Origin of the sequence: Catenuloplanes japonicus (genome assembly GCF_000717135.1) — a bacterium.
GTDB lineage: Bacteria > Actinomycetota > Actinomycetes > Mycobacteriales > Micromonosporaceae > Catenuloplanes > Catenuloplanes japonicus.
In genome coordinates, this window is record NZ_JNXY01000066.1 from 1 (window position 1) to 13,266 (window position 13,266).

12 protein-coding genes are annotated in these 13,266 nt (G+C 72.7%); 8 read left to right on the top strand and 4 right to left on the bottom strand.

What is annotated here, in order from left to right:
• Window positions 1-286: 286 nt before the first annotated feature.
• Window positions 287-1,912 (bottom strand): serine/threonine-protein kinase, encoded by a 1,626-nt coding sequence (locus tag OP04_RS51000; protein ID WP_085067377.1) that lies wholly within the window; start codon window positions 1,910-1,912, stop codon window positions 287-289.
• A 536-nt stretch (window positions 1,913-2,448) separates the two neighbouring features.
• Window positions 2,449-2,787 (bottom strand): STAS domain-containing protein, encoded by a 339-nt coding sequence (locus OP04_RS47820; protein ID WP_033346752.1) that lies wholly within the window; start codon window positions 2,785-2,787, stop codon window positions 2,449-2,451.
• 405 nt (window positions 2,788-3,192) lie between these two features.
• On the opposite strand from OP04_RS47820, the gene OP04_RS54345 reads away from it, so the two are divergent.
• The 3 genes from OP04_RS54345 to OP04_RS54355 are packed head-to-tail and all read left to right on the top strand — an operon-like array spanning window position 3,193 to window position 4,030.
• Window positions 3,193-3,492: a hypothetical protein gene (locus OP04_RS54345; protein ID WP_033346753.1), complete on the top strand. Its 300-nt coding sequence runs from the start codon at window positions 3,193-3,195 to the stop codon at window positions 3,490-3,492.
• Window positions 3,492-3,653, top strand: a complete 162-nt coding sequence (locus tag OP04_RS54350) for a hypothetical protein (RefSeq protein WP_157241369.1) — start codon at window positions 3,492-3,494, stop codon at window positions 3,651-3,653. Before OP04_RS54345 ends, OP04_RS54350 begins: the two co-directional genes overlap by 1 nt.
• On the top strand, window positions 3,650-4,030 hold the full coding sequence (locus tag OP04_RS54355) for a BON domain-containing protein (RefSeq protein ID WP_232324032.1): 381 nt from the start codon (window positions 3,650-3,652) through the stop codon (window positions 4,028-4,030). Before OP04_RS54350 ends, OP04_RS54355 begins: the two co-directional genes overlap by 4 nt.
• An 84-nt stretch (window positions 4,031-4,114) precedes the next feature.
• Here the strand turns inward: OP04_RS54355 and OP04_RS47835 are convergent, their stop codons facing one another.
• Window positions 4,115-4,693 carry a GerMN domain-containing protein gene (locus OP04_RS47835; protein WP_033346755.1) on the bottom strand — a complete coding sequence of 193 codons (579 nt, stop codon included), beginning with the start codon at window positions 4,691-4,693 and terminating at the stop codon, window positions 4,115-4,117.
• Complete coding sequence (locus tag OP04_RS47840) at window positions 4,690-6,039, bottom strand: sensor histidine kinase (protein WP_033346756.1); 1,350 nt, start codon at window positions 6,037-6,039, stop codon at window positions 4,690-4,692. Before OP04_RS47840 ends, OP04_RS47835 begins: the two co-directional genes overlap by 4 nt.
• A 519-nt stretch (window positions 6,040-6,558) precedes the next feature.
• Between OP04_RS47840 and OP04_RS55250 the strand changes: the two genes are divergently transcribed.
• The 5 genes from OP04_RS55250 to OP04_RS47865 form a co-directional block, all read left to right on the top strand.
• On the top strand, window positions 6,559-7,134 hold the full coding sequence (locus tag OP04_RS55250) for a BON domain-containing protein (protein ID WP_198154326.1): 576 nt from the start codon (window positions 6,559-6,561) through the stop codon (window positions 7,132-7,134).
• A gap of 449 nt (window positions 7,135-7,583) precedes the next feature.
• The gene (locus OP04_RS47850) at window positions 7,584-8,105 is read left to right on the top strand and encodes a sigma-70 family RNA polymerase sigma factor (RefSeq protein ID WP_051800202.1); all 522 of its coding nucleotides are present in this window, start codon (window positions 7,584-7,586) and stop codon (window positions 8,103-8,105) included.
• Window positions 8,106-8,147: 42 nt separating this feature from the next.
• On the top strand, window positions 8,148-10,664 hold the full coding sequence (locus tag OP04_RS47855) for a hypothetical protein (RefSeq protein ID WP_033346757.1): 2,517 nt from the start codon (window positions 8,148-8,150) through the stop codon (window positions 10,662-10,664).
• A 54-nt stretch (window positions 10,665-10,718) separates the two neighbouring features.
• Complete coding sequence (locus OP04_RS47860) at window positions 10,719-11,012, top strand: WXG100 family type VII secretion target (protein ID WP_033346758.1); 294 nt, start codon at window positions 10,719-10,721, stop codon at window positions 11,010-11,012.
• 103 nt (window positions 11,013-11,115) lie between these two features.
• A partial coding sequence (locus tag OP04_RS47865) for an FtsK/SpoIIIE domain-containing protein (RefSeq protein ID WP_033346762.1) occupies window positions 11,116-13,266 on the top strand: 2,151 nt, incomplete at its 3' end.

Genomic DNA, 13,266 nt, shown 5'->3' on the forward strand with positions numbered 1-13,266 from the left:
GGCGCAAGCCGTTCCCACTCCTGATCAGTCAGATCACCAGCCATGCAGTGACAACGATGGATCATCACCAAAGGTGATGATCCATCAAACACGGCCTAGCGCCACGAACGACGGAGATCGTCTCCGCGTCGCGCGCGGAGCCCGTGGGCTGACCACGGTCGGCCGCGGAGCGCCACCCGCTGTGCGAACCCCTGGTCTGCAGGCCGTACCGTCGGCCAGTGCTGCGATGCCGGGCTGCCACGGCCACATCCTCCGGCCGCCGTCGTGCGACGGGGCCGCACCAGGATCAATCCACCGCTGACGCCGCGCGGGACGCCGCCGCCGAGCCGGCCGGTGACCCGGACACGCTCGGGGTCGCGTCCGGCTCGGCCACCGGCGACGAGGGAGCGGACGCCGCCGGCACCGACTCGCTCGCTGCGGGCTTCGACGGCGGCGTGGATGGCGGTGGCGTGGACGGCGGCGGTGGCGTGGACGTGGGCGGCGCCGGTGAAGGAGACAGCGAGGGCGCAGATGGCGCCGGGGACGACGACGGTGAGACTTCCGGCGACAGCGCCCCGCTGTCCGGAGCAGGATTCGTGCGATCCTCCACGGCGTGGACCGGCGGCACCGGTTCGTCGGCGTCCAGCGGACGCACCTCGACGTGCACGCCGCCACACAGTACGCCGTTCACGGCGAATCCGGTCGGCAGGCCGGCCGCGGCCGGATCGTACCGGCCGCCGAACCACACCCAGGTCACGTCGCCCTCCGGCAGTCCGTCCGGCGCGGTCACGCGGACCGTCTGCCGGCCCTGAGACCAGTCGGTCGTGGGCCGCACCTCGGTCACCAGTTGCCCGAGCGGCACGCTGAACGTGAGGTCCCACGCCTGCAGGGCCGAGCGACCGGTGTTGGTCACCGTCAGCGTCGCGGCGAACGTGCCGTCGGTCCCGCGGCGGGTCTCGTACCGGGCCGTGCAGGCCGGGGCCGGTGGCGTTTCGCCGACCGCCGCCGCCTTCACCTCGCCGGGCCCGGCATCGCCGATCGGTGCCACCGCGATCGCGGCCGCCACCGCCGCGGCGGATCCGGCCAGCACACCCGCGACCCGCCTCGGGGGGATCGCCCGGGCCGTCCGGGGCGGAGGCGAGTACGCGGCCACTGCGGCGCGCAGCTCGTGCGCGACGTCGCCCGCGGTGGGCCGCGCCCGCGGATCGCCCGCGACGCACCGCTGGTGCAGTGACGCGATCGGGGTGGGCAGGTTTCGCCTGACCGGCGGTGCCGCAGACGGTTCGGCCCGCCGCCGGCGGTCCCGTCGTGGGTGGGATCCGGTCAGGCAATCACCGAGCGTCACTGCGAGCGCGTACACGTCGCTGGAGGGCTGGGCCGGCCCGCCGTGCACCTGCTCCGGCGCGAGGTAGCGAAGGGTGCCCCAGACCCGGCCGGTCGGGTCGAGTGTTTCCCGGCCGGCGGGTGACGCGACGCCGAAGTCGATGATCTTCGCGCCTTCCGCGGCGAGCATGATGTTGGCGGGCTTGATGTCCCGGTGCACGAGCCCGGCGGCGTGCGCCGCGGCCAGTCCGTCGGCGACGTCGGCACAGATCCGGGCGGCCTGCGCCCAGGGCAGCGGTCCGCGGCGGAGACGGTCGGACAGCGTTTCGCCCTCGATGAACTCCAGAACGAGGTACGGCGTCGTCTGGCCCCACACCTCGTCCTCGCCGTAGTCGAAGATCCGGGCGACCCGTGGGTGGCTCAGCCGGGCCGCGGCGGCGGCCTCGTCGCGCATCTTCCGCGCGGAGACCGGCTCCGGGTCCGACGTCGGCGACCACACCTTGACCGCGACCGTACGGTGCAGCACGAGGTCGTGGCCGCGCCAGACGACGGCCATGCCGCCGCGTCCCACCTGCGCGTCCAACCGGTACCGGTCTCCCAGGCATCTCATCCCGGCCCACCTTGCCGCATCACCGTCACGGACCTCCCGCGCCCGCGTGACGTACCTATGACTTTTCCGCCGGGGGCCGCGGACCGCCCGGACGCGTCGCGTGTCGCCGAGCGGCCGCCGCCGCTGCCCCGGGCGCGGCACGCCCGCGTGAGCCCGGACCGGCACGCTCGCCACGACGTGCCGGTCCGGGCTCACGCGGGCGGGTCAGCGCGGGGTGCGGTCGTGCGCCGGCATCACGGTCAGCCCGACACCGATCGCGGCCAGCAGCGCGGGCAGCGCGAACCGCCCGAACCCGTGCTGCCGCTGATCTCGGCCCCGGCGGCGCCCAGCAGAGCGGCGCCGACCGCGATCGCGACTGTGCCCGGGCCGGGACCGCAGACCGTCGCCGGATGGCAAGCCGGCCGAACATGCCGACAAGCAGACCGATCGCCACAGCCAGGAACCATGGAAGGAGAAACATGACATCTCCCTGTCGGTTGAGGGGCGCCAGGTGCTGGACCTGGGCAGCGCGCCGCGCGGGCCGTCGCGATCCTGACCTACGCCGGGCGGGAGCCGGGCCGGTCCAGCAGACCGTCGAGACCGTGACGGCTCAGCTGCTCCCGGACCTGGGGTGCGGCGGCGACCAGCGCGACGCTCGCGTCGTTGGCCGCGGCGTGCTCGCATCCGGTGCGCAGTGCGAGGAGGCCGCTGTCGGAGATGGCCGGTACGGCGCTGAGGTCGACGACGATGCGGGAGGGCCGCGTGGCCACCAGGACCATGCTGAATCGCTCCCGCAGGAGGCGGGCGGCGTCGGAGGAGCCGATCTCGCCCTGCGGCTCGATGGAGATCACCACGTCCGGCTCGGGGATCCGATGCGTGTCGATAACGAAGGTCATCGTTCGTCCTTTCCGCTCGGCCGCCGCGATCTCGCGGTGGCCCTACGCCGTCTACGTTTTCCCGCTCGCATGACGAACACGGCGCGGAACCCCCGCGCTCCGATGACGGATCGGACACGATCCCGGCCGAGGTGCCGCAGGCGCGCCCCGGTGCCCCGCGATCGGCAAATCGATGGGAACACCTCGATTCCAAAAGACTCTCGGTTCGTGCAGGAGGGCACGTGTTTCATCAGCCGCCCGTGCGGGGCCTTCCTGCCAATCGGCCCCTCCGCCCGGATCGTCCGGCCGGATCGGCTGCCGAGTGTCACGGAATCGACATGGGAACGATCGGTCGGCGTGAAGCCCGGGGCGCAAGGTGGGCATGACCGGACTGCACGCTTCCGCACACCTGGAGGTCCGCCCGACATGCTGATCCTGACCGACAACGCCGCCATGATCATCCGGGAGATCACCGCCGGTCGCGAGGCGACGAGCGGGCTGCGGATCAGTCGCAACACCGAGGACGGCGTGCTGGACGTGGTGGTGACGAATGCCCCCGCCGACGGCGACGAGATCGTCGAGAGCGACGGCGCGGCGGTCTTCGTCGACAGCGAGATCTCGGCTCCGCTGGACGGGCGGACGCTGGACGCGAGCGTCGACGCGGCCGACGGCACCGTCACGTTCACCGTCACCGGGGAGCGGGTGCCTGAGAAGGAGGACATCTGATGAAACGGATGAGTCACGGCCGTACCCGGCCGTCGCGGTACGACGCCGGCCGTCGCTGGCCGGTCGCCTCGGTCCTGGTGATCGCCCCGGGGAGCTGGGCCGGTCGCCCGGCGTCGAACCCGCGTCGCGACGAGGGCCGTACCCGTACCGTTCTGGTGTGATTGACGGCGGCCACCGTGCCGGAAAGCAGGTGGATCGATCGGCCGGTGCGGCGATGCCGCCGGCGCCGTGGGGGAGAGGCATGGCCATTCCGTACCCTGACGATGACGATCACCTCGTGCCGGATGAGGACGAGCACGAAGAGCCCGCCGACGAGCGCATCCGCCGCATGGCGATCCACCGCCTGCTGAGCGTCGCGCACCTGCGGGCTCAGCCCACCAGAGTGTCCGTGCAGAACCGGGTCGTCATCCTGGAGGGCGACGTGGACACCGCCGATTTGGCGGCACAGATCGGCGCGGAGGTCTGGCGGACCCCGGGCGTGATCGACGTCTGCAACGCGCTGGCGATCCCCGGAGGCTGGGACGACGCCCTGCCGTGAGCCGGGCGGCCGACGGCGCCGGTGGCCGCGTCCCGGTACGCCCGCCGGGCGAATCGCGGCGCGACCGGAACCGGCCCGGCGGCGTCATTCCGCATCGGTCAACAGGCCTGTGTAATCGCCGCAGGTCAGAGCACCCTCGGAGAGCGAGCCGTCGGCGCGTGGTACGCGAAGCCGCTGCCCGTCATAGGTGAAGGAGACCACCGCCGTGCCGGGGCGGGTGGCGAGCGTGCAGACGATCTGCCCGAAGGCGAGAGCCTCGTCGCTGCGGCTGCTGCCCTCCGGCGGGTCGCCGACGGAGACGATCGCCTCGGCGCCGTTGGGCCGCACCTCGCCGATCGTGGTGGTGCCGGTCAGTGCGCTGGACAACCCCGCGGCGGTCTCCTGTGCGGTCGGTCCGCTGAGCAGATGCCGCAGGTGCGTCGCGAGATCGGGGTAGCTGTCGACGCTGCGGGTGATCGCAGTCAGCCGGGAGTCCGCGACGAAGTAGACCGTCTCGGCGATCGCGCCGGGAGCGCCGGTGGCCGGTCGCGCCGATGCGGCGGCGTCGTAGCGGCCGTTGGGCGCGCTGATGTCCCGTGGCGCCTTCTCGGCGGGAATGCCGCAGGCGGCGGCGGTCGTCAGCATCATGGCCGGTACGGCCACGGCGAGCCGTCGGGCGTTCATGCCGGGGCCTCCGGAAGCTGGACCCGGAACCGTGCGCCGCCCTCCGGGCGGTCCTCGACCGTGGCGGTTCCGGCATGTGCGGTCGCGTGCTGGGCGACCAGCGCCAGGCCGAGCCCGGTGCCGTCGCTGCTGCCGCGGGCATGGGCGGGCCGTCCACGTACGAACCGGTCGAAGATGATTTCGCGTTCGGCGGGGCTGACGCCGGGGCCTTCGTCGTCGACAATGATCTCGTAAAGGGCGTCCTCGTGCCGTAGCCGCAGCGCGGTCGGGCCGCCGCCGTACCGTACGGCGTTGTGCAGCAGGTTCGTCATGATCTGCAGCACCCGCCGCCGGTCGACGTGCCAGGTCACGTCGCCGGTGACCGCGATGATGCTCTCCGGCACGGCACAGAGCCGGCAGGCCTCCGCGGCCAGTTCGGCGATGTCGACGATGGTGCGGTCGGCGGGCCGGTCGTCGCGGGAGAGTTCGAGCAGGTCGTTGACGAGCGTCTGGAACCGGTCGACCTCGCCGGTCATCAGGTCGACCGCGGTGGCCATCCGACCGTCGAGCCGGTCCCGGCCGCGGCGCAGCACGCTGGCGGTGGCCGCGAGTGTCTGCAGCGGGGAGCGCAGTTCGTGGCTGACATCGGCGGCGAAGCGGCGGTCCCGGGCCATCCGGGCGGACAGCTTGTCGACCATGTCGTTGAACGAGGAGGCCAGCGAGGTCAGGTCCGGGTCGGCGTCGTCGTCGAGGCGGGCGTCGAGGTGTCCGTCGGCGATGTCCTTCGCTGCGTCCGCGACCGTGCGCAGCGGACGGAGCAGGTAGCGGGTGCTGTACCAGCCGAGCAGTGCGCCGGCGGCGCCGGTGAGCACCGCGACCGTGGTCAGGATCAGTGCGAGGGTACGCAGCGTGGCGTCCAGCTCGTCGAGGGAGTCCAGCTCGTAGAAGCCCGCCGAGGACGACAGCGGAATGCCGATGACGACGGCCGGCCGGCCACTCGTGTGCACCCGCTGCATACCGGCCCGGCCGCTTTCCACCTGCGCCACGAGCGTGGCCGGGATGGCGTCGGTGATGCCGCCGTCGGCGCTGCGGGCGTGCCAGTCGCCGTCGATGCGTACGATCGCGCGCCGGTTGCCGCCGGTGTCCAGCAGCCGCAGGACCTCCAGCATGTCGCCGCGCCCGGACACCATCTCGGCGCGGACCACGGTGGCGTCGAAGTAGGCGGCGCGAACCGCGGTGCGTTCGCGCTCGGTCAGCAGCGAGTCGCGGATCAGCTGGTAGGAGATGAGCGCGACCGCGGCGGACAGCAGCACCGCCCCGGCCGTGAAGGCGGCGATCACGCGTACCCTCAGCCCTGCCCGCCTCATCCGGCCATTGTCGCCCCGTGACCGGCGCGGGCGGCGTCTCCCGCCGACATGTCACTCAATCGTCAACACGTCGAGTGCAGACGGATACACGATCGGGCGGAGACGGTCTACGCTCTCCCCACAGGTCGTAGCCCGGAGGAGTGCCGGGAAGTCTGGTCGGCGCGGGAGCGCGTGTGCGTACGATCCGACGACCTCCGGGTGTGTTCCTCGCCGGGGCGGCCGCCCCGCTCGTGCTGCCGGGTGGTCTGCTCGTCGACGGGTGATCCGCGCAGGCTGTGCGTCGGTCCCCCATGGCGTGAGCCGGCGGACGCTCGGAGATCGTGGCTGGACGGCGCGACCGCTGTTCGTCGTATGCGGTGGCGCATGATCCATCGCCGCAGGCGCGGATCCCGGGGTGACGGCGCGAAGGACGATGCACCGCTATCGTCATGGGACTGTCACGATCCGGATCGGGCTTCGCCACACATCGACCTGAGGGTGAGGTGGACGGACCGGGACGCTCAGGTGGGAGGCCGGGGTATGGCGACGATGCCCGTGCCAGGCGGCGGTTCTCGTGATCGCGACATACGACTCGCGTACCAGGTGGCACGGGATCTGCTCGACGAGGATCAGGATCGTGACCGGTACCGGCAGATCGCGGTCTCCGTGCAGAACCGCGTGGTGATCCTGACCGGTCGTGCGACTCCGGATGCCAGGGAGGCAGCCGGTGGCATCGCCCGGCACAGCTCGGGCGTCGCGGACGTGTGCAACCTGATCCGTGTTTCGCAGATGCCCGCCGGGCGACCCGCGGCTCCCGGTGAGCGCACGGCGGGGGTGACGTTCGAGGAGATCGTGGCACCACTGGCGGACGACGCGGCGCGCTGGGACGGCAGACGGGCGATGACGCCCCTCGGGCTCCGCACAGCCGTGGTGTCAGCGGTGATCCTGGGGACGGGATGGGCCACGCTGCTGATCTTCGCCGTGTCGTTCGGATGGCCCGCGGGGATCCTCGGCGCCGCCGTGGCCGTTGTTGCCATGGCGGCCGTGAACGCACACCTGTTGGTCCGCCGCATCGGTGGTCGCCGGGCCGGCAGGCCGGACTCGCCGCCCCGGTAGACGCATCGGCCACGCGAAGCTTCAAGGGTTTCGCATCGGCGATCCGGACCGTCACAGGACCTACCGGGGTACGGCTGCGGGTTGCCTTGCCGCCGTTGATGTAATTCAATGTGTGGAGTCGTGATCCGGACGAGACACTGTCGCGGCCCCGATAGCGTTCCGCGCGGCCGGCTCGGTTGACAGGCGCCGGCATCACGTGGGCTCACACTGCGCGCCGGCTGACATTCTTCCTCAGATCTTCCTCAGATCTTCGCCAAGTCTTGTGGCACGACGCGCTCCAGGCTGTCTGCAGGCCCGAATCCGCGGGCCTCTCAGCCGAGAGGGCGTCACGCGTGAACACCATGGGCAGCAGCCCCGCCGCGGCCACCGCAACGATGGAGCGCCGGCAGCAGGGAGGGCGCCGGCCCGCTGCCAGAACGAGTGCCCGGCGGGGCACTCCGGCCGGGCACGTGACGCCAGTACAGCCCACCACCTTCCCCGACGAGCGGGCTTACACCGACCTGATCGCCCCGCACATCGCAGCGGTGCGCGCCTATGCCCGGAGGCTGGCCGGCGGCCGCGGTGCAGCCGACGACGTAGTCCAGGAGACCCTGCTGCGTGCCTGGCGCCATCGGGACTCGCTCGCCGGGCGGGAAGGGTCGGTGCGCAGCTGGCTGCTGACCGTGGCACACAACATCGCGGTCGACCAGCTGCGTGCCCGACGCGCGTTCCCGCTCGCCGACGAGGTGTGGGACAGCTGCCAGCCGCCGGTCCGTGACCACGCCGACGCGGTCGCGGCGAGCACCATGCTGCTGCCCGCGCTGCGCCGGCTCAGCACCGAGCACCGCACCGTCCTCTTCGAGCTCTACTACCGGCGCAGCACGATCGTCGAGGCCGCGAGGACGATCGGGGTCCCGCCCGGCACCGTGAAGTCCCGGGCGCACTACGCGGTCCGTGCCCTGCGGGACGAGCTCGTCGCCGGCTCGATCTGAACGGCTGTACGTTCCACCCACTCGCCACCCCGGAAGGCACACGTGACCAGGCGGCACACCACCGGATTCGACATTCTCGGCATGTCGGGTGACCCGACTCCCGGCGACCCGGACCAGATCGACGAGTTGGCCCGGCATTACGAGCAGATCCGTGACGACTCCCAGACCGCGCTCAGCGCGCTGGGCCGTGGTGGTTCGCTGTCGCGGGCGCGCGGCGACTCGATGGTCGCGCTTCAGGGCATGATCGACAGCCTGCCGTCCAAGTTGCAGCGGACGGTGACCTCGTTCGACACCGCGTCGCAGGCCTACCGGACCTACGGCCGGGTGCTGCGGGACCAGCAACTGCGGATCGACACGGCGATGGACCAGGTGCTGGCGGCACGGGCCTCGGTCGGGCGCATCAACCTGGCCTTCGAGGCGAACCGGGCCGCCACGGCTCAGGTCCCGGGCGGTGAGGTGGCCGAGGCGGCCGCCGAGGCCCGGCGGCGGGCCGATGCGCTCGCCGAGGCCAGCGGTGAGATATCGGCGGCCAAGCGGCTCGCTGAGGACGCACTGAACCTGCGGCGGAGAGCGGCCGCGGCCTGCAACCGGGAACTCGACGAGGCGGCGGCGCAAGCGATCAAGCCACCGCCCAAGCGCAACTTCTTCCAGCGCATCGGTGACTTCTTCCGGAACAACCCGATTGCCCGGTTGATCGTCGACATCGTCATCGCCGTGGTCGGCGTGGTGCTCCCAGTGGTCGGCGCCGTCCTCGCCGCCATCTCCGTGGTGGTGACGGCCATCGTGCAGGCCCGCAACGGCACGTTCGAGCTGGGCACATTACTCGTCGGACTGGTCGCCCTGGTGCCGGCTGGGGTGCTGCTCGGGCCGATCGCCAAGATAGCCACCAAGGTGACGCCGGAGCTGAGCGTGACGTTCCGGACATCGTCGAAGCTCTTCGGCGAGCTGGGGTCGAACAACGTGGTGCTGAAGGGTTTCGTCAGCACCGCCGACACCGGTGGCGGCTTCGTCAAGGGCACGCTGAAGGAGTTCGGCAAGGGGGTCGTGGAGGAGACCGCCGTCACCGGGCTGAACCTCGCCGCCAACCCGAACGCGGAGGGCTTCAACGCCGCCTCGATCTTCACCGGCGCGGCGGTCGGGGCCGGGCTGAACAAGGGGCTCGACGGACTCAAGGGGGCGGGGCCGGAGGGCTTCGAACTGGACGTCGAGTTCCGGAAGCCGGACACGTCTCCCGGCGCAGGGTCGCCGGGCAGTGGTGCAGGGTCACCGGGCAGCGGCGGCGGCGCGCCGGACGCGCCGGCCAGCACGAACACACCGGTGGGCTCCGCCCCGGCGCCGGGGGCCCCGTCCGCACCGAGCCCGGTGCCAGGCGACACGGGCGCGGGATCCATCGGCACGGGTACCACAGGTACGGGAACCACCCCGGGAGCGCTGCCTCAGGCAGACACCGGGAACCCGGCCGGCGATGGAGCAGGCGCGGTCCCGACCGCGCCTGCCGCCCCGGCGTCTGCGCAGACGGGCGCGGGGGACGCCCCCGCAGCAGACGGCGCTCCGGGGGCCTCGGCCGGCGCTGCCGACGGTGGTGCGGCTGGAGGGGCGCGTCCAAGCGCGGCCGCACCGCCGCCCAGCGGTCCTACCACGGGGGCGCAGACGACCTCCGGCCCGGATCGCCCGGCGGCGACGCCGGATGGCCCGGCCACCGGCGGGCGGCCTGACTCGCCGGGCGCCGGGACACCGTCCGGTGCGGAACCGGCGGCCGACGGTCCGGGCGGCACGCCTGCGCCGACTGCCGATGCCGGTGTGTCGCGTCCGGATACCGCTCCGCCGGCCACCGACCGGCCAGCGTCGGAGGCGTCCGGTGCGGTGACCGGTGAACGCTCCGACCCGTCGGGTACCGCCCCGCGGCCCTCCGATCAGGACCCCGTAGTCAGCAGGCCTGCCCCCAACCCGGCCGGGAGCACGCCGGCCGGGGGCACCCCCGAACCAGCACCGTCCGCTGTGGATGGCGCCGCCGACGGGGCGCCGGGGGGCACCACCGGTCCTGCCGAAATCCCGGCCGCCGGGCCGACCGGAGCACCGGCCGGCAGCCCGGCCGGCTCTGGGACGCCGGGCCAGGCACCCGGGCGGCCGCCCGCCGAGAACGACACACCGGACCGGCCGGACCGGATCCAGGCCGAGCTGACGCTCGAGACGGAGGACTTCGACGAGTTCACCGCCGAGCTCCACGTGACGCTTCCGAACAGCGCGCCGCCGAGCCCGGATGACGTGGAGGTCACCCTGACCGTGCGTCCCGTGTCCGCGCCGGCGGAGACCGTCGTCGATCGCGCGCTCGACGCAGCCCAGGAGGCCGCGGTCGGCGGGCTCTCCGGTGCCGCGGCCGCCGCAGCCGCCGGCGAGGAGATCGACGAGGAGGAGCTGGCCGCCGCCGCGATCAAGGCGAACGCGCTGCTGGCGACCGGCGGTGGAGCCGCAGCGGGCCAGGCGGTCGGGGACGCCTTCGCCGGCCGGACCGACGACGGCGGGGACAGCGGCGGATTCCCCCGCAAGTCCCGCAGATAGACCTGTGCCGGCGGTGGGCCGGTGCGGCAACGGATCAGAACAAGGAGACACGCCATGCCCGACTTCGCGGTCAACAGCGACGAGACTGCGCAGACCTCGGCCGCCCTGCTCAACGACTTCTCCCAGCTTCAGGACAAGCTGGTCGAGGTCCGCGGCAAGGTACAGAACCTGCTGGCCCAGGGGTACCGCACCCCGGCCGCGCAGCAGAAGTTCCAGCCGTTCTTCGACGAGTTCGCCCGTGGATTCGACCAGGTGAACCAGGGCCTGCAGGGGATCGGAAACTACGTGCGCTCGGTCGGTGAGGCGTTCGCCTCCACCGACCAGGATCTCGGCTCGCGACTCGGCTGACCGGCCGACAAGGACATCCGGGCGTACCCGGCGCGACCGCGCCGGGTACGCCCCATAGTGACACGAGAGGAGAAGTGCCGACGTGCGCCTGAACGTCAGTCTGATGACCGAAGCCTCACCCGCGCCGGAACTGCTGGTGGTGGACGCGGAGCCGGGAACCTCGGTAGGCGCCTTCACCGCCGAGGTGGCGAATGTTCTGGGCCGGCGTCCGGGAACGCTCTTTCACGGAGTGACCCCGCTGGACCCACGGTCCTCGCTGGCCGAGGCCCGGTTCTGCGCGGGCGTCGATCTGGGGCTGAACCGGCCGGCCCGGCCACCGGCCGGCCAGGTCGGTGCCGTGGAGGTACGGCTGGTCGGCGGCCCGTCGGCCGGCGGCATCGTGCTGCTGCCTCCGGGGGAGTACGCGGTGGGCAGCAGCCCCGTCTGCCGGGTCCGGCTGCCCGGTGACGTGCCCGCGGTGGCCGCCCGTCTGCTGGTCACCGCGGAGCGCACCGTCGAGGTGACTGCGGTGACGGCGGTGGAACTGGACGGAACGGTGCTGGACGGCACCGCGGACTGGCCGTCCGGTCGTCAACTGGCGATCGGCGGCTCCCAGCTGGAACTCGCGGTCGGCGTGCCCGTCCGCGCTCCGCTGACCCGTGCCGCGGACGGTTTCACCTCGGAGTTCAACCGGCCGCCGCGGTTCTTCCCGCAGATCCCCGGCGGACAGTTCCGGCTCCCGGCCGAGCCCGCCAAGCCGGAGAAGAACTCGATCCCGCTGGCGACGCTGCTGCTCGCCCCGGCGATCGGCGCGGTGGTCGGCATCCTCGCCACCGGCAACGTGCGATTCCTGTTCCTGGCCCTGGTGTCGCCGCTGGCCGCGCTGGTGACACAGTTCAGCGGCAAGCGCCGCAAGCAGCAGAGCTTCGATGAGGTGATGCAGGCGCACGAGGAGAAACTGGCCCGGGTCCGCGAGGACATCGACCAGGCGGTCCTCGAGGAGCAGCGCGCCCGGCGATACGCCTACCCGGATCCGGCCCTGATCGGCCGGATCGCCACGCTTCCCGGCGAACGGCTCTGGGAACGCCGTTGGGCGGACGACGACTTCCTGACGCTGCGGGTCGGGACCAGCTCGCTGCCGTCCGCGGTACGGGTGGAGGACCCGGCGCAGGACGAGCACCGCCGGATCATCGTGCCCGATCTGGGACAGGTGCCGGTGGCCGTGGACGTCCGGGACAACGGAGTCGTGGGCATCGCCGGGGTCCGGTTGCACCGGGTCGCGCCCTGGCTGGTGGCCCAGGCAGCGGCCCTGCACAGCCCGGACGACCTGCAGATCCGCGTGCTGACCGATGCTGGCGGCGAGCGCCGCTGGTCCTGGGCCCGATGGCTGCCGCACGTGCGGGCCGACGGCGCGGACGCGTACGCGCTGATCGGCACGAACGCGGAATCGGTCTCCCGCCGGATCGCGGAGCTGAACCGGCTGGTCGCCACGCGCGCCGCCGCGGCCGGCGCGGACGGTGGGCGACAGGAGCCCACGGCCGGCGAACCGGACGTGCTGGTGGTGCTGGACGGGGCACGGCGGCTGCGGTCGCTGCCCGGCGCGGTGACGTTGCTGCGCGACGGCCCGGCGGTCGGCGTGTACGTGCTCTGCCTGGAGCAGGAGGAGCGGCTGCTGCCGGAGGAGTGCCGGGCGGTCGTGGTGGCCGGGGCGGACGGCGCGTCGGTGCGGTCGGCCAAGCAGGCCGCGATCACCGGGATCCTGGTCGACGAGCCTGAACCCGGCTGGTACGAGCGGATCGGCCGTGCGCTGGCGCCGCTGAGCGTGACCGGCGACGGCGACGAGGCGGTGCTGCCCCAGGCGGCGCGTCTGCTGGACGTGCTGGAGCTGGAGCCGCCGTCCGCCGAGGCGATCGTGGCCGGCTGGGCGGTGCGTCCGCGGAGCACGCAGGCGGTCCTCGGCATCGGTCTGGACGGGCGGTTCGCCATCGATCTGGTCCGGGACGGGCCGCACGCGCTGATCGCGGGGACCACCGGCGCGGGCAAGTCCGAGCTGCTGCAGACGCTGGTGGCGACGCTGGCGGTGGCGAACCGGCCGGACGAGATGACGTTCGTGCTGGTCGACTACAAGGGCGGGAGCGCGTTCGCGGAGTGCGAGCAGCTGCCGCACACGGTCGGCATGGTCACCGACCTGGACACCCACCTGGTGGGGCGCGCGCTGACCTCGCTCGGTGCGGAGCTGCGCCGGCGCGAGCATGTGCTCGCCGCGGCCGGCGCC